The following is a 15,490-nucleotide window of genomic DNA, read 5'->3' on the forward strand; positions in this document are numbered from 1 at the left end:
CCGTCCGCGTTGGAGGACCGTGATGAACCCCGGGATCGTGATCCTGCTGCTGGCCGTCGTCGTGGCGGTCGGCTTCGGGCTGTACCGGCGCCGGACCGACGGCGCGTTCGCATCGGCTCCGGCCGCTCCCTCGGCCTGGTCGAGCGTGGCCGCCGCCGTGCCCGACGTGGCGCTGGGGGAGCGAGCCACGCTGCTCCAGTTCTCCAGCGCCTTCTGCGCCCCCTGCCGCACCACCCGCGTCGTGCTCGCCGACGTGGCCGGCAGGGTCGACGGCGTCGCCCACGTCGAGATCGACGCCGAGCAGCACCTCGACCTCGTGCGCGCGCTCGACGTCCGTCGTACCCCCACCACGCTGGTCCTCGACCGCGACGGCCACGAGCTCACCCGCGCTGCCGGCGCCCCTCGCCGCGAGCAGGTGCTCGCCGCCCTCCCCACGCTCCAGGAGTCCTGATGACCAGCGCCGGCATCGATCCCCGCGGACCGCGCTTCACCGCCGCCGTCACTCTCGTCGTGTTCGCCGTCGCGCTGCTCCTCTCGGACGCCGCGCCCGGCGCCGCCGCCGTGATCACCGGCGTCCAGGCGGTCCTCTTCGCCGTCGGCGCCGGCCTCGGCGTCCAGAGGACGCCCACCGGTCTGCTCTTCCGCTCCCTGATCCGGCCCCGGCTGTCTCCTCCGGCCGAGCTCGAGGACCCCGCTCCGCCCCGCTTCGCCCAGGCCGTCGGCCTCGTCTTCGCCGTCGTCGCCACCCTGGGCTTCGCCACCGGCGCCGTCCTGCTCGGCCAGATCGCCGCCGCGTTCGCCTTCGTGGCGGCCTTCCTCAACGCCGTCTTCGCGTTCTGCCTGGGCTGCGAGATGTACCTGCTCGGGCTGCGGCTGACCCGGCGCTCGGCGGCCTGAGCGTCGTACCGGACAGAAATGTCGTGGATCAGGCGGTTTCACGACGGTCTTGTCCGGTACGACGGTGGCCGAGCCAGCGTTCGCGGTCGGCTGGACTGAGGGCGCGCCGCCGGGCCACCGTCGAGGTGTCGACCCACCATGGCGGTTGCTGGGTGGTCCACCGACGAATGCGGTCGGCCCCCGCGCGCTCGTACGCACCGTCGAGGCGGTGCCGGAACCGTCGCTCTTCGCCCCGCCCACCCATCATCGTGACGACCTCGATGCCGAGTCGCCGGGTGAGCTCCTCGCGGGTGAGATCGCGGCTGCGCCGCGGGCCGGTGTCGTGGACGCTGCCGTTGTACTCGCCCGCCACGCCGCCCGCGACGTCGATGAGGTCGGGGGTGAAGAGGTGGCTCCCGGTGAGGTCGAACACGGGCTGGTTGCACAGCAACGGCCGGTTGCGGTGTCGCTGCCAGAAGATGCGCATCGTCACCTCCATCGGCGACCAGGCATTCTCGTCAGCCAGGTCCGTGGCGCGCTCGAGCCGGCGCTTGCCCGGACGACTGATCAGCCGTGCCGTGTAGGCGCGGATCTCCGCGAGGCTGGCCAGGTCGTCGTACGCCGCCATGTCGATGACGCGCACGGTCGCGATCTCGTCGGTCGCCACGCGTGCCTCATAGGTGACCGAACGTGCTGGCGTCGTGATCGGCAGACCGTCGACCACGATGATGTCGTCGGCGAACAGCCAGTCCTCGGAGACGGTGACCCCGTCGCGCCGGCGGGCGGCATGACGGTCGCCGACGGCGATCGGGACTGGCAGCGGGGTGCCGTCAGGCCGGACTCCGTCGAACCAGCGAGCGCCGAGCCAGTGCAGCGCTGCCCACCCGGTTGCGGCACTTCCCGGCGGCATGCTGCCGACCGCCTCGACGATCCGCTGCATGACGGTGTCCGGGCAGTCACGCGGGACGTAGGAGTTGGGGCCGACCCGGCACCAGCGTGGTCCGCGCGCCTGTCCGGCCGTCGGCCCGGTTCGGCCAGTGGGGTCTATCGCCACCGGCGCAACGAGCCCGGGCCGGCTGATCTGCAGATCCATGGAGGAGAGGATGAGCCTATCTGCCGTGGGCCGCTCCGCTTATCCACAGTGCTTCGTCGTACCGGACAGAACTGTCGTAAATCCGGCCGATCTACGACAGTTCTGTCCGGTACGACGGATCAGTCAGCGGCTTCGAGCAGCCGCCAGCCGAGGCGCCGGGAGGCGGCCCGGTCGAAGGTGACGGTCTCGTTGATCCCGAAGAGCTCCATCGCGCCCTGGATCAGCCCGTCGGCGAAGTCGGCGCCCTCCTCGGCGAGGTGCAGCGCGCGGACCACGCCCTCGCCGTCGTCGAACTCGAGGGACTCGGTCCGTACCAGGCTGCTCACCACGGAGAGACAGCTCTCCCGGTCGAACCCGTAGCTGCGGGAGAGGACCCAATAGAGCTCGGCCATCGTGACCTGGGTGATGAAGCCCGGCTCCTCGGGTGTCAGATCCAGCAGAAGACGACGGGCCGCGTCGGCGCTGGCGGCGTCCTCCTGCTCGGCGAAGGCTCGCACCAGGACGTTGGTGTCGATGCCGATCACTGATCCGCGTCCTCGTCGTCATCCCGCATGCCTCGCATGCCACTGGCCGCGCCGCCCTCGGCGATGCCCTCGTTGATCTCCTCGATCGTCAGGGTCCGCTGCCCCGGCCGGTACAGGATCCCGAAGAGATCCTGGATCTTCCCGGTGCGGGGCACGACCCGGTAGTGCCCAGGCGCGATCTTGACGAACCACACCTTCGAGCCGGGGGTCAGCCGCATGTCGTCGCGGACGTCCTTGGGGATGGTGATCTGCCCCTTGCTGGTCATCGTTGCCACGCTCACCGCCTGCTCCTTACCTTCGGCAACACATCCTTACTTCAGTGTGCGCCGCAAGGAGAAGTGCGTCAAGGCGTTTCCAGCAGCACCGTGAACGGCCCGTCGTTGACCGACGAGACCTCCATGTGCGCGCCGAACACGCCGCGCTCCACGTGCGTGCCGGTGGCCTCGAGAGCGGCACAGACCGCCTCGTAGAGCGGCTCGCTGACCGGACCGGGCGCGGCGGAGACCCAGGTGGGACGGCGGCCCTTGCGCGCGTCGCCGTACAGGGTGAACTGCGAGACGACGAGGGCGCCCGCCCCTGTCTCGCCGACCGAGCGCTCGCCGTCCAGGATCCGCAGGTCGCGGATCTTGCGGGCCATCCAGGCGACCTCGGCGTCGCCGTCGGCGTGGGTGACGCCGAGGTAGACGAGCAGGCCGGGGGAGTCGAGGGCGCCGACGACCGTGCCGTCGACGACGACGGAGGCCGAGGTGACCCGCTGCAGGACCGCGCGCACCAGGGGCCTTCAGTCGAGCCCGGCGACCACGTCGGCGAGCAGGTCGGCCACCATCGCCTGCTCCTCGGCGTACGGGTGCCAGGCGAGGCCGCGCCGCCCCTGCGCGGGCGCGATCCCGGCGATCCACGGGTCGTCGGCGCAGATGTCGTGGCCGTGGCTCGGCGTCGCGGTGTCGAGGTACGTCGCCCCGCGCTGCTCCGCGACGGCGGCCGCCGTGGCGTTGATGCTCTCCACGACGTTGCGGACCAGCGGGATGTCGCCGGCGGCGATGCCGAGGTCGGCGCAGGTGCCCTCGTCGGGGAAGATCGTCGGGTAGCCGACCAGTACGACGTCCGCGTCGGGCGCCCGCTCGGCGACGGCGTCGACGACCCCGCCGAGGCGGTCGGGCATCTGGTCCAGCGCGGCCTGGATGCCGTTGGCCCCAGCGGCCTGGTCGGCCTCGGTGCACGGAGCCCCGCCGGGGTCGCTCGCCCCCAGCTGCACGCAGGTGATGAAGACCCGCACGGACAGGCCGAGGTCGTTGAGGCCCAGGCCGATCGTGACCAGGTCCGTCGTCTCGTCGACCGCCTCGATCTGGGGCCGGATCGAGCGCCCCCGGATCGTCTGCTCGCCCTCGACCGCGTCGGTGGGCGCGGCCGAGCAGCTCACGTCGGTGAGGTCGAGGTCCGCCTTCTTCGCGAGCAGGTGGGGGTAGTTGTTCTTCGAGCGCACGCAGCCGTCGCGCCCGTCGGCCCGCCCGATCAGCGGGCCGGCGGTGTAGGAGTCGCCGAGGGCGACGTACTCCCTCTTGCTGCTGGAGGTCTTGCAGGCGCTGAGCATGACCGCCAGCACGGCGGCCAGGAGCAGGGCGGTGGCGCGGCGCATGGGAGAACCCTCTCAGTACACGAGCGCCTGGACGCCCTCGCCCAGCGCCTCCTCGACGAACACCGGCGCCCCCGCGATCCGTACGCCGGCCAGCAGGTCGCCCTCCGTGAGCGAGCGCCGGGCGGCACACTGCGCGCACACCGTCACCGTGCCGCTGGCCAGGACCGTGTCGAGGAGGTCGGCGAGCGGCGTCGCGAGCGGCAGCTCGAGCTCGGCGGCCCGCCCGGGCACCGCCAGCCAGGCCGCCTCGCCGGTCAGCCACAGCGACACGGGCACGCCGGACACGGCGGCCGCCGCGGCGACCGTGAAGCCCTGGTTGCAGCGCTCCGGCTCGTCGGTTCCGCAGGTGACCTTCACGACGAGTGTGCGCGACATGACCCGCAGCCTACGATCCGCAGGATCTCCTCCCGCTTGCGCCACCGGTCCAGCTCGACCGCGCTCCTCCGCGTGAGCACGTGACCGGCCGCCCCCTTCGGGCCCCGCGGCCTAGAATGTCCGGTCGTGGCCTTCGAACTCCCCGACAACCTGCACCCCGACTGCGGGCCCATCGCCTGGATGCTCGGCACCTGGCGCGGCAACGGCCACGGCGACTACCCGACGATCGAGCCCTTCCAGTTCGGCCAGGAGCTGATCTTCACCCACGACGGCCGCCCGTTCTTCCACTACATGGCCCGCGCCTGGCTGATCGACGAGCAGGGCGAGAAGATCCGCGACGGCGCGATCGAGACCGGCTTCGTCCGCGGTGTCGGCGGTGGTCGGTTCGAGATCCTGCTGACCCACAATTTCGGCGTCGCCGAGATCTGGGAGGGCGAGGCCGACAACGGGAAGTTCGAGTGGACCACCGACGCCGTGGCGCGCACCGAGACCGCGAAGGAGTACGTCGCCGGGAAGCGCCTCTACGGCAATGTGGAGGGCGACCTCCTCTACGCCTTCGACATGGCGGCCATGGGCCAGCCGCTCCAGCCGCACCTGTGGGCGAGGCTCAAGCGTGCCTGACGACCACGACCACAGCCACGACCACGACTGGCGGGCCGCCCTCCGGGAGAAGGGCTACCGGCTGACGCCCCAGCGCGAGCTGATCCTCGGCGCCGTCGACGCCCTCGGCCACGCGACGCCCGACGAGGTGCTGGCCCACGTCCAGCAGACGGTGAGCACCATCAACGCCTCCACGGTCTACCGCACCCTCGAGGTGCTCGAGGAGCTGGGGCTGGTCCGCCATGCGCACCTCACCGACCGCGCCCCGACGTACCACTCGACCCGCGGGCACGAGCACTTCCACCTCGTCTGCCGCGGCTGCGGCGACGTGATCTCCGTCGACACCGAGGAGGCCGCGCCGTTCGTGGCGGTCCTCGCCGAGCGGGGCTTCGTCCCGGACCTCGGCCACCTCGCCGTCTTCGGGCGCTGCGCCCGGTGCCAGGAGGAGAGCTGATGACGACCGTCCTGACCTACGGCACCTTCGACCTGTTCCACATCGGGCACCTGCGGCTGATCGAGCGCCTGGCCGGGCTGGGCGACCGGCTCGTGGTGGGTGTCTCGACCGACGAGTTCAACGCCGGCAAGGGCAAGCGCTCCGTCGTGTCGTACGACGACCGCGCGGCCATCGTGGGCGCCATCAAGGGCGTCGACCTGGTCGTCCCCGAGGAGTCGTGGGAGCAGAAGCGCTCCGACATCGTGGAGCACGGCGTCGACCTCTTCGTGATGGGCGACGACTGGACCGGGAAGTTCGACGACCTCTCCGACGTTTGCGAGGTGAGGTACCTGCCGCGCACCTCCGGTGTGTCGAGCACCGAGATCAAGGAGATGCTCCGCACGCTCGACCCGGCGCACATCGAGGAGATGCAGGCAGCCCTCGGCACCCTCACCCGACTCCTCGAGCACTACCGGGACCTCACATGAGCACCTACGCTAGCCCCCTCCTCGACCTCCCCGGCGCCGTCGCCGGCGAGGGCATCGACGCCGGTGTCGCCGCCCACTACGGCAGCCTGTACGGCGAGCAGCGGGCCCTCGCGGCCGGCGAGGGCTTCGTCGACCTCTCCCACCGCGACGTGCTGCGCGTCGCCGGACCGGACCGCCTCACCTGGCTGCACTCCTTGACCACCCAGTACTTCGAGGGCATGCCCGCCGGGCAGTGGGTCTCCGCACTCGTGCTCTCCCCGCAGGGGCACGTCGAGCACGCGTTCACCGGCGTCGACGACGGCGAGGCGTTCACCGCCCACACCGAGCCGGGTCGCGCGGCTGCGCTGATCGACTTCCTGGAGCGGATGAGGTTCATGATGCGCGTCGAGATCGCCGACGTGACCGCGGACCTGGCCGTGGCGTGGCGGCCCGGCAAGTACGACCTGGTCCCGCGCGACCAGCTGGCGTCGTACGCCGAGGCGGCGGGTCCGGCCGCGGGCCTGTGGGCCTTCGAGGCGCTGCGGATCGAGCGCGGCGAGCCCCGCTTCGGCCTCGACACCGACGAGCGGACCATCCCCAACGAGGTCGGCTGGCTCGCCGGGGACCAGCCGGGCGGGCAGCCGTGGGCCGCGGTCCACATGGACAAGGGCTGCTACCGCGGCCAGGAGACCGTCGCCCGGGTCCACAACCTCGGCAAGCCGCCGCGCCGGCTGACCCTGCTCCACCTCGACGGCTCCGAGAACCGGCTCCCCGCGCCCGGCACCGAGGTGCTGCCCGAGGGCGGCGGTCGCGCCGCCGGCTTCGTCGGCTCCTCCGCCCGCCACCACGAGCTCGGCCCGATCGCCCTCGCGCTGCTCAAGCGCAACACCGACGTCTCCGCCCCCTCGTGGTCGACGGGCTCCCGGCCTCCCAGGAGGTCGTCGTCGACCCCGAGGTCGGGCTGCATTTCCGGCCACAGCGTTGAGAAGGTCGCCAGACGAGTATGGTGCGGGACGAAGGTCCCGCCTCCGCCGGCCGGTGTGATCGGCTCTCACGGTTAAATGTAATCGGATTTGTTGTGAACCCTGGGTAGACCGGTGCTGCTCGTGGCATGGTGGTAGACAACTGCTCTCGGGCGATGTGGCCTGGGGCGGGGTACCCGATATGTCTGAGGGGGCATACACCCATGAAGAAGCTCATTCTCGGTCTGCTTGCTGCTGCGCTGGTGACCCTCGGTCTGGTGGGGACGACGTCCCTGGCGCACGCCGACCCGTACACGGGCACGGTGCCGGTGACCCCGGCGGTCGCGAAGAGCAAGGTCAAGCCCAACAAGAAGGCCAAGATCCCGCTCGCCACGGCGGGCAACGTGGTGCCGACCGGCACGGCCAAGGTGGTCTGCAAGAACGGCAAGACCAAGGTCAAGGCCAACAAGCCGCTCAACGCCAAGGGTCTCGCCAAGACCGGCAAGCTGAAGAAGAAGGGCAAGTGGACGTGCACGGTCACGTACACCGCCACGCCCAACAGCGTCTTCCAGAGCGGCAAGTTCAAGGTCAAGGTCAAGGTCAAGTGATCCGGGGGCGCTGACCCCACCGTCGTCACGTCGACCCGTTCAACGGCGAAGAGGGTCCCGTGGGCATGCCCCGGGACCTTCTTCCATGCGCCGCGCAAGGAGGCACACGTCGGTGCTGACGTCCAGGAGGCTGTGGATCTGCATCGGCGGCGCGGTCGTCGGCGTTCTCGTCCTGTGGGCCGGATGGACCGCTTGGCAGGTCAGCCGCGACCTGAATGACGCGGTGGATCGCGCGCAGCGCATCCAGGACGCGGTCGAGGTGCGAGACACGGCTGCTGTGGAGCGTGAGCTCGCGGCGCTGCGTGCGGCCAGTGCGTCGGCGGCGGACCGTACGGCGGGCCCGACCTGGTCGGTGCTGAGCCGGGTGCCGTTCCTGGGCGACGACGCGGCGGGTGTCCGGACGACCAGCCGGGTTCTCGACGACCTGGCTCGCGACGGGGTGCAGCCGCTGGTCGTCGCCTCGGACCGCTTCGAGGAGCTGCTGCCCAGGGACGGTGCGCTCGACATCGGCGTCGCCGAGGACCTTGCCGCACCGGTGGCCCAGGCGCGGCGGGCCTTCGCCGCCGCCGAGGAAGAGCTGGCCGAGGTCGACACCTCGGGATTCGTCGGGCGTCTGGACCGGCAGTTCACCGACTTCCGCGATCAGGTGAGCCGGGCGGCGGACGCGTTGGCCTCGGCGGAGGTCGCGACCAGGATCCTGCCGACGATGCTCGGCGCCGATGGCCCTCGCGACTACCTGCTGGTCTTCCAGAACAACGCCGAGATCCGGGGGACCGGAGGCCTGGCGGGCGCGGTGTCGTACGTCGATGTCGAGGACGGCCGGCTCGAGCTGCGGGGTCATGTCGCCGCAGCCACCCTCGGTGAGGCGGCCCAGCCCGTGCTGTCGTTGAGCGCGGCGGAGCAGGAGCTGTACGGCAATGTGCTGGGGACCTACGCGGTCAACGCGACGATGACCCCCGACGTCCCCCGCGCCGCCGACCTCCTCCGGGCCCGGTGGGAGCAGGAGTTCCCCACCCAGCGGGTCGACGGCGTGCTGTTCCTGGACGCCGTGGCGATCGGCTATCTGCTCGACGCGACCGGGCCGGTGACGGTCGACGGGGTGGAGATCACCGGCGACGACGCGGTCGACGAGCTGCTGCACAACACCTACCTGCGGCTGCCGGACCCGGCACGGCAGGACGCCTTCTTCGCCGACGTCGCCGCGGCCACCTTCGACCGGTTCACCTCAGGGCTGGGCAACCCGACCGGCGTGCTGAAGGCGTTGGCTCGGGCCACGGACGAGCGCCGCGTGCTGGTGCACGCGTTCGACGACGCGGTGCGGGAGGAGCTGGCGGGCACGCCGATCGCCGGCGAGTTCGTCACGGACCCGACGGTGAGCGAGCCGCAGGTCGGGGTGACCCTCAACGACATGACCGGCGCGAAGATGTCCTACTACCTGCGCTACGACGTCGACGTGAACGCCACCTCGTGCCGGGGTACGGTCCAGACCTACAGCGCGAAGGCGCGGATCGCCTCGGTCGCGCCACCCGAGGCCGCGGCGCTGCCGGAGTACATCACCGGCGGCGGCAAGTACGGATCGGCGCCGGGCACCCAGTTGATGGCGGTGCGGATCTTCGCCCCGGCCGGCGGCGAGATCAGCGACGTCGAGTTCAACGGCGTGCCGTCGCAGGTGATCGAGGTCGACCTGGAGGGCCGCCCGGTCGCGATGACCTTCGTCCAGCTGATTCCGGGACAGAAGGTCGATCTGGCATGGAAGATGAAGAGCGGCGACGGCCAGACCGGTGACACCGACGTCACGGTCACGCCGACGATCGAGGCCAAGGCCAGCACACGCACGCTCGCGAGCGCGTGTGCGAGGGGATGATTGCGATGACTCGGGGAATGAGAGCCGACCGTGGAACTGCGTGACTATCTGCGCGTCCTGAGGCGGCGCTGGCTGTCGATCCTCGTGATCGCCGTCGCGGTGACGGCGGCAGCGGGTGTTTTCACGGCGGTTCAGACGCCGCAGTACGCCTCGACGGCTCGCCTGTTCGTCACGACCTCGCAGACCAATGACGCCCAACTGCTCCAGGGCGGCCAGTTCTCGGCGCAACGGGTGAAGTCGTACGCCGACTTGATCACGAGCCGCGAGCTCGCGCAACGGGTCATCGACGACACCGGCCTGAAGACGACGCCGGCTGATCTCGCCGACCAGGTCGAGGCGCAGGCGGTCCTCGACACCGTCAACCTGGACGTCACGGTCACCGACCCCGATGCCCAGCAGGCGCAGGTGATCGCCCAGTCCTACGCGGAGCAGCTCACCGACCTGGTCCGCGAGCTGGAGACGCCCGCCGGCCAGGCCGACGCCCCGATCAAGGCGACGATCGTCGACGCCGCGTCGTACTCCGACAACCCGGTCTCGCCCCAGCCCCAGCGCAACCTTGCCCTCGGCGTGGTCGTCGGTCTCATGCTCGGCTTCGGCCTCGCCGTTCTGCGCGAAGTACTGGACACCCGGGTGAAGTCGCTCGACGACGTGGCCGAGATCACCGACGCGCCGACCTTGGGCACGATCGCGTACGACGCCGCCGCGACAAAGACGCCGCTGCTGACTCAGATCCCGCCGCACGCACCGCGAGCTGAGTCGTTCCGGGTGCTGCGCACGAACCTCCAGTTCGTCGACGTCGACAGCGAGCAGAAGGTCTTCGTCGTCACCTCCGCAGTCCCCGGCGAAGGCAAGACGTCGACGGCGGTCAACCTCGCGATCAGCCTCGCCCAGGGCGGCGCCCGCACCCTCCTCGTCGAGGGCGACCTTCGCCGGCCCATGGCCGCCAAGCGGCTCGGCATGGACGAGGCCGTCGGCCTCACCAACGTCCTCGTCGGCAAGGTCAAGGCACCGGACGTGTTCCAGATCCACAACGACTCCCGCCTGTCGGTCGTGGCGTCCGGGCCGATCCCGCCCAATCCGGCGGAGCTGATCCAGTCGCACGCGATGGAGGACTTCCTCGCCTACGTGCGGGAGGAGTACGACGTGGTGATCGTCGACGCCCCGCCGCTGCTCCCGGTCACCGATGCTGCGCTGCTGGCCGCGAAGTCTGACGGCGCGCTCGTCGTACTGAGTCACGGCAAGGTGACCAAGGAGCAGGTGCGCCACTCCATTGAGCGCCTGGGTCAGGTTGACGCTCACTTCGCGGGCCTTGTGCTCAACAAGGTGCCTGCCAAGGGCAAATCCTACGGCTACGGATATGGGTACGGCTACGCGCCTGGCGATCAGGCCAAGGCCATTCACCTGCCGGGCGGCGTGCATGACTGAAGACCAAGGAGAAATCGTCGAGACGGATGTACTCGGACGGTCTCGGGCCACGCTTGTAACGGTTACGCACAACAGCGCGGAGGTGCTTGAGCGACACTGGGCAAGATTCGACCCTGCTTGGGCGGACTGGCTCGTGATTGACAACGCCTCGCAAGACGCGTCGCGTGATATAGCGATGCGCCTCGGGGCTACGGTCCTCGCTCGGCCGGATAACCGTGGGTTCTCAGATGCAAATAACGTCGCACGAACTCTCGATACCGGACCGGTTCTCATTTTCTGCAATCCCGACTTGGAAGTCACCCCGGATGGGATTGCCAGGTTGACTGAATTGGCCATGGCGAATCGAGCGCTGATCGCTCCTCAGTTGGTCAACCACGACGGGAGCCTTCAGGAGAACGGTCGTGGCGCGCCTTATCCGCATCGGAAGTTGCGCCACATGCTGGGACGCGAATCCGCGCCGAATCTATATTCGCGGACAGCGACAGGTCGCGAACTCACACGAGTTGTCTGGGCGATGGGTGCGGCGCTCGCGGTGCGACGCGACGTCATGGATGACTTGGGCTGGTGGGACGACGGATATTTCGTCTACTACGAGGACCACGACCTCGGGATCCGTGCTCTCCAGCAGGGCGTTCCTACCTATGTCGATGGCGCGACCCGGTGGATTCATGGGTGGGCGCGAGAAACAAGGAATGGTCGCAGTCGCAGCGCTTGGAAGTTCGAGTTCTTCTCGGGCATTCGGTTCTATTCGCGACACCCTTATTGTCTGATGCCGATCTTCAAGAAGGGGAGACAGCTCCGAGCTGTCGATCGCGAATGAGCCAACGTGACGTCCTGGCAGCGTCCGGAAAGAGCGCGAGCGAGGATGCGGGCAGGACGAGCCCGCTGATGAGCGTCGCCGCGGGCGTAGCCTTGTTTGGCCTGGCTATCAATGCGGTCCTCATCCAAACAGTGATGACTGACCCAGACTCGTCGATCAAACAGGTTGTACGGACGGCCGTCGTCCTCCTCGCGATCTTCGCCCTCTTTGTAGGCAGGACGTGGGTCCCCGCGTGGATCGTAATCCTTGCGGTGTGGTCAACCTCGCTGATGCTGCTTAGGGGCAACATCGACCAACTCAGCGTCGTATTTGTTCTGCTGTTGACGCCAGTGCTCTGGTCTCTGCCGGAACGCAAGGCGACGAAACTTGCGTGGCTCGCGTCGCTCGTGTCGCTCGGCTTGGTGCTAGCCTTGCTGCTGGCGGGAGTTACGCACGACTCCGTGCTCGAATTCCGAGGGCGCCACACTTTCGGAACGCAAGGAGTGCCTTTCTTCTTCAACTTGGTTTATGGCGCTGCGTCGTTGGTTGTGCTGTACGCCTTCAAATATAGACTCAGAACCCGGTTCCTCACCCTCGCCCTAATCCTCGCCATTGCCCACTGGTTTTTTACGCAAACTGATGCCCGTGGCGGCTACCTTTCCTTTCTCATTTTCCTGGCGCTCATACCCCTGGTGCGATTGTTTGCCAAATCACTTGCATTTCGGACAGTCGCATCGCTCTCGCCGGTGCTCTTTACTGCTTTCGCATTCGTGATTGCTAGCTGGTCCGACGATCAACGGCTCAATGAGATCCTCTCCTTCCGCCCCTTCTTGCTGCATGAATTCCTCATGAACATTGGAATATCAGATATACTGCTGAGCAGGTCGGTAAAACAGATCCAAGAAACGGTGGCGATCGTCCGGACTGTTGACAACTCCTATCTCCATTTGATCGTGGGATGTGGAATTGTAATAGCTGCGGTCTATTTCGTTGCCTTCTATCGAGCGATCCGGTCGATGTTCGCTGCGAATCGATTCGTAGATATCTCTTTTCTTCTTGCGACCTCGATATATTTCAACTCCGAGAGCATTCTTCTCCGAATCGAAAATGTCTTTGTCATTTACGCCTGGTACATCGTGTTGCTTTATTCTTCGCCGAAGCAACTTGCGTCGATCGTTCAAGACCCTCGCGATGCTCCAGGCGGCGTGAAGTTAGATCCGCGATGAAATTGCGGTCAGGGCGGGTTCGAGGACAGGCAACATTGGGAGTAGCGGATCAGGCCGTTTCGAGTCTCATAAGTCTTGTTTCGGTGGTGACGGCCGCCCGTTTCCTTGACGCCAGCGAGTTTGGTGTCTTCGCGGTGGTAAGTCTGGCCATATCACTGCTGATTGGCGGCGCTCAAGCACTGCTGGGCCAAGAGCTGGTCTTGGTACGGGGTGATTCTGATGTCTTGGCCAGGCGCGGCAGGGAAGCCCTGTCTGTAGCACTCTCCTTCGGTGCTCTCGCTGCGGTAGTCGTCCTGGCCGCATCGCCTTGGGTAGGCAGAGTCGCACTGCCGCTTGCTTTGGCATCGGCCAGCGTTCCGCTCCTATTCGTACAAGAGACTGCCCGCTCGGTCGCTGCCGTGCGTGGCCAGGCGGGCGCCGCCCTCGCTCTCGACCTCACGTGGATGTTGGCCATGGTCGGCCTGCTGGCGGTCGTTCTGGGGCCGTTGGATTGGCGCTCGGCGGAGGCTTTGATCGTCGGGTGGTGCGGAGCGGGGGCGCTCGCGGGTCTCGTCGCTTGGCTGGCGCTCGGCGGCGGATTGCCGAGACCGACGCTGCCTCAGCGCTATCGGGCGCGCAACTACCTCGGATTCAGGTTCTTGCTTGAGTTTGCCGCCCTACGGGCCTCCAGCCAACTGCTGGTGATACTTCTGGGAGCAATGGCTAGCGTTGATCAGACTGGTGCGTACCGGCTGGCGATCACGGTCTTTGGCCCCCTCACCGTTGTCATCTTGGCGAGCTTCACGTTCGGCGCACCCATACTGCGCGGTGCTTCCAGTCGCCAGCGGTCTGGTGTGCTCTGCCTTGGTGCGTTTGGGATGAGTGCTGTTACGGCGATGCTCTTGGCCCTGCTCCTCACGGTTCCTACGTCCTTCGCGGTCTCGCTCCTTGGAGCGTCGTGGTCCGGGGTCGGGAGTTTCTGCCGCCCGTCGCCGCCCAGACAGCCGCCACGGCGGTCTCGACGATGGCGTTTCTTGGTCTTCGGATGACCCGGCCGAGGTCGACTCTGAGGTTGCGCGTCGTGCCCGCAGCGCTGATGCCGGTCGCGTTCTTTGTCGGCTTCTGGCTGGGGGCGCTGTCGGGGCGGCATGGGGAATCGCTGCGACGGCAGTCGTCCAAGCGACCACTGCATCGCTGGTGCTTGCACTGCACGAGTACAAGGCGCAGACCGCTGACCTCCTCCCCTCGGACGTTCAGTGATAGGAAACTCATCGGTGCTTGCGATAGCTCCGTGGTCGGAAGGAAGGGCATCTCATGATGAACGAACGACCGGATGGCGCGCCGATTACCGCGGCGTTCTATCTCCCTCAGTTCCACCGCATTGCGGAGAACGACGAGTGGTGGGGCGACGGATTCACTGAGTGGACAAACGTTCGTCGGGCTGTCCCACTGTACGAAGGTCACCACCATCCCGTCGTGCCAGAAGGACCCTATGGCTACTACGACCTGACCCAGCCGGGTGTCTACGAATGGCAGACGGACCTAGCGAGTCGATATGACGTCGACGCCTTCATCTTTTATCACTACTGGTTTGACGGACACCGTCTGCTCGAGAAGCCCTTGGACTCGGTTCTCGCGGGCAACAACCCGTTTCCGTTCGCGATCTGCTGGGCCAACGAGAACTGGACCAGACGGTGGGACGGGAAGGAGCACGAGGTTCTGATGGGTCAGTCCTATGGCCCTGATGTCGCCGCCGCCGTCTTTGAGTCTTTCCTACCGTACATGCGAGACCCTCGTTATCTCCGCTTGGACGGCAAAGCCGTGGTTTTCGTGCATCGGGCCGATCACCTGCCGTCGGCCGCAGAGTACGCACGGACATGGCGCGTGCTTGCTCGGGCCCGCGGAGTCGGCGAGTTGTGGCTGGTCGCATCAGAGACGTCCCACGGACTCGTGCCGGAGGTCCTCGGTTTCGACGCGATAGGCGAGTTTCCTCCAGTAGGTGACAGCCTCTTGTCGACATCCGCGCGTCGCCTTCCGAAGTCCATCGTTCCTGGATTCAAGGGGCGCCTAAACGACTATGGTGCGCTGGCAGCCCACTATCTGGGCCGACAGCAGCCGAGGTTCCGGCGCCACCCTGCTGTCGTCCCGAGGTGGGACAACACGGCTCGCCGTGGTGTGCAGTCGACGTCTTTTGCTGGAAGCACGCCCGATGGCTACGCGACCTGGCTGAGCGCGGCTCGCCAGCGAGAGCTCAGGAGCGGAAGCGCGGCGGGCATGGTACTCATCAATGCATGGAATGAGTGGGCCGAGGGCGCCTATCTTGAGCCGGACGCTCATTACGGCTACGCCTACCTCGAAGCGACTCGATGGAACTACGAGGTCAGAGATAGGAACGCGCTTGACGGGAGCGTTTTATTTGACGGGTCTCGCAATATCGCGGGTTCTGCGAAGGCGGCTGCCGCGAGCGGGGTCAGGCTCGCGAAGGTTGCCCGGTCCCGGACCCGCGGAAGCGCGAGCCGTTGAGCGTAGGTCCCCGGGGTGGGATACTCCCTGACCGACGACCTCAAGTCCGGTCGTTCAAGCGCTGGCTGTCGCGAATTCTGCTGCCCTATGTACTGTGGGT

At 67.6% G+C, this 15,490-nt stretch carries 19 protein-coding genes; 13 read left to right on the forward strand and 6 right to left on the reverse strand.

Annotation, left to right across the window (positions count from 1 at the left end; genetic code table 11):
* The first annotated feature begins 22 nt into the window (after positions 1 to 22).
* Entirely contained in the window at positions 23 to 451 is a 429-nt protein-coding gene (locus FIV44_RS20940) for a TlpA family protein disulfide reductase (protein ID WP_141006136.1), read from the forward strand.
* A complete protein-coding gene (locus tag FIV44_RS20945) occupies positions 451 to 897 on the forward strand; it encodes a DUF4395 domain-containing protein (RefSeq protein ID WP_141006137.1) in 447 nt (148 codons plus the stop codon). The genes FIV44_RS20940 and FIV44_RS20945 overlap by 1 nt, the downstream gene beginning before the upstream one ends.
* Before the next feature lie 28 nt (positions 898 to 925).
* On the opposite strand, the gene FIV44_RS20950 is transcribed toward FIV44_RS20945, so the two are convergent.
* From FIV44_RS20950 to FIV44_RS20975, 6 genes are all read right to left on the reverse strand, one after another.
* Positions 926 to 1,969, reverse strand: a complete 1,044-nt coding sequence (locus FIV44_RS20950; protein ID WP_141006138.1) for a hypothetical protein — start codon at positions 1,967 to 1,969, stop codon at positions 926 to 928.
* A 119-nt stretch (positions 1,970 to 2,088) separates the two neighbouring features.
* Complete coding sequence (locus FIV44_RS20955) at positions 2,089 to 2,493, reverse strand: type II toxin-antitoxin system VapC family toxin (protein ID WP_141006139.1); 405 nt, start codon at positions 2,491 to 2,493, stop codon at positions 2,089 to 2,091.
* The gene (locus FIV44_RS20960) at positions 2,490 to 2,774 is read right to left on the reverse strand and encodes an AbrB/MazE/SpoVT family DNA-binding domain-containing protein (RefSeq protein WP_219996111.1); all 285 of its coding nucleotides are present in this window, start codon (positions 2,772 to 2,774) and stop codon (positions 2,490 to 2,492) included. Before FIV44_RS20960 ends, FIV44_RS20955 begins: the two co-directional genes overlap by 4 nt.
* A 62-nt stretch (positions 2,775 to 2,836) precedes the next feature.
* Positions 2,837 to 3,265, reverse strand: coding sequence for a D-aminoacyl-tRNA deacylase (gene dtd / locus FIV44_RS20965; RefSeq protein WP_141006140.1), 429 nt, complete (start codon positions 3,263 to 3,265; stop codon positions 2,837 to 2,839).
* A gap of 9 nt (positions 3,266 to 3,274) precedes the next feature.
* The gene (locus FIV44_RS20970) at positions 3,275 to 4,129 is read right to left on the reverse strand and encodes an SGNH/GDSL hydrolase family protein (protein ID WP_141006141.1); all 855 of its coding nucleotides are present in this window, start codon (positions 4,127 to 4,129) and stop codon (positions 3,275 to 3,277) included.
* Positions 4,130 to 4,141: 12 nt separating this feature from the next.
* Positions 4,142 to 4,504 (reverse strand): DsrE family protein, encoded by a 363-nt coding sequence (locus FIV44_RS20975; protein WP_141006142.1) that lies wholly within the window; start codon positions 4,502 to 4,504, stop codon positions 4,142 to 4,144.
* A gap of 126 nt (positions 4,505 to 4,630) precedes the next feature.
* Here FIV44_RS20975 and FIV44_RS20980 point away from each other — a divergent pair, with 126 nt between their 5' ends.
* From FIV44_RS20980 to FIV44_RS21030, 11 genes are all read left to right on the forward strand, one after another.
* On the forward strand, positions 4,631 to 5,125 hold the full coding sequence (locus tag FIV44_RS20980) for a heme-binding beta-barrel domain-containing protein (RefSeq protein ID WP_141006143.1): 495 nt from the start codon (positions 4,631 to 4,633) through the stop codon (positions 5,123 to 5,125).
* Complete coding sequence (locus FIV44_RS20985) at positions 5,118 to 5,558, forward strand: Fur family transcriptional regulator (protein WP_246086524.1); 441 nt, start codon at positions 5,118 to 5,120, stop codon at positions 5,556 to 5,558. Before FIV44_RS20980 ends, FIV44_RS20985 begins: the two co-directional genes overlap by 8 nt.
* The gene (locus FIV44_RS20990; protein ID WP_141006145.1) at positions 5,558 to 6,025 is read left to right on the forward strand and encodes an adenylyltransferase/cytidyltransferase family protein; all 468 of its coding nucleotides are present in this window, start codon (positions 5,558 to 5,560) and stop codon (positions 6,023 to 6,025) included. The genes FIV44_RS20985 and FIV44_RS20990 overlap by 1 nt, the downstream gene beginning before the upstream one ends.
* A complete protein-coding gene (gene ygfZ / locus FIV44_RS20995) occupies positions 6,022 to 7,065 on the forward strand; it encodes a CAF17-like 4Fe-4S cluster assembly/insertion protein YgfZ (RefSeq protein WP_342778840.1) in 1,044 nt (347 codons plus the stop codon). Before FIV44_RS20990 ends, ygfZ begins: the two co-directional genes overlap by 4 nt.
* A 125-nt stretch (positions 7,066 to 7,190) precedes the next feature.
* On the forward strand, positions 7,191 to 7,574 hold the full coding sequence (locus tag FIV44_RS21000; protein ID WP_141006146.1) for a hypothetical protein: 384 nt from the start codon (positions 7,191 to 7,193) through the stop codon (positions 7,572 to 7,574).
* A gap of 112 nt (positions 7,575 to 7,686) precedes the next feature.
* Positions 7,687 to 9,438: a DUF4012 domain-containing protein gene (locus FIV44_RS21005; protein ID WP_141006147.1), complete on the forward strand. Its 1,752-nt coding sequence runs from the start codon at positions 7,687 to 7,689 to the stop codon at positions 9,436 to 9,438.
* A 30-nt stretch (positions 9,439 to 9,468) separates the two neighbouring features.
* Positions 9,469 to 10,863, forward strand: a complete 1,395-nt coding sequence (locus FIV44_RS21010) for a tyrosine-protein kinase domain-containing protein (protein ID WP_141006148.1) — start codon at positions 9,469 to 9,471, stop codon at positions 10,861 to 10,863.
* Positions 10,856 to 11,683: a glycosyltransferase family 2 protein gene (locus FIV44_RS21015; protein ID WP_246086526.1), complete on the forward strand. Its 828-nt coding sequence runs from the start codon at positions 10,856 to 10,858 to the stop codon at positions 11,681 to 11,683. The genes FIV44_RS21010 and FIV44_RS21015 overlap by 8 nt, the downstream gene beginning before the upstream one ends.
* Before the next feature lie 68 nt (positions 11,684 to 11,751).
* Positions 11,752 to 12,888, forward strand: coding sequence for a hypothetical protein (locus tag FIV44_RS21020; RefSeq protein WP_141006150.1), 1,137 nt, complete (start codon positions 11,752 to 11,754; stop codon positions 12,886 to 12,888).
* An 83-nt stretch (positions 12,889 to 12,971) separates the two neighbouring features.
* Positions 12,972 to 13,916 carry an MATE family efflux transporter gene (locus FIV44_RS21025; protein ID WP_141006151.1) on the forward strand — a complete coding sequence of 315 codons (945 nt, stop codon included), beginning with the start codon at positions 12,972 to 12,974 and terminating at the stop codon, positions 13,914 to 13,916.
* A 265-nt stretch (positions 13,917 to 14,181) separates the two neighbouring features.
* A complete protein-coding gene (locus FIV44_RS21030) occupies positions 14,182 to 15,390 on the forward strand; it encodes a glycosyltransferase WbsX family protein (RefSeq protein ID WP_141006152.1) in 1,209 nt (402 codons plus the stop codon).
* Positions 15,391 to 15,490 lie beyond the last annotated feature (100 nt).

This window comes from Nocardioides humi, assembly GCF_006494775.1.
GTDB classification, from domain to species: Bacteria; Actinomycetota; Actinomycetes; order Propionibacteriales; family Nocardioidaceae; genus Nocardioides; species Nocardioides humi.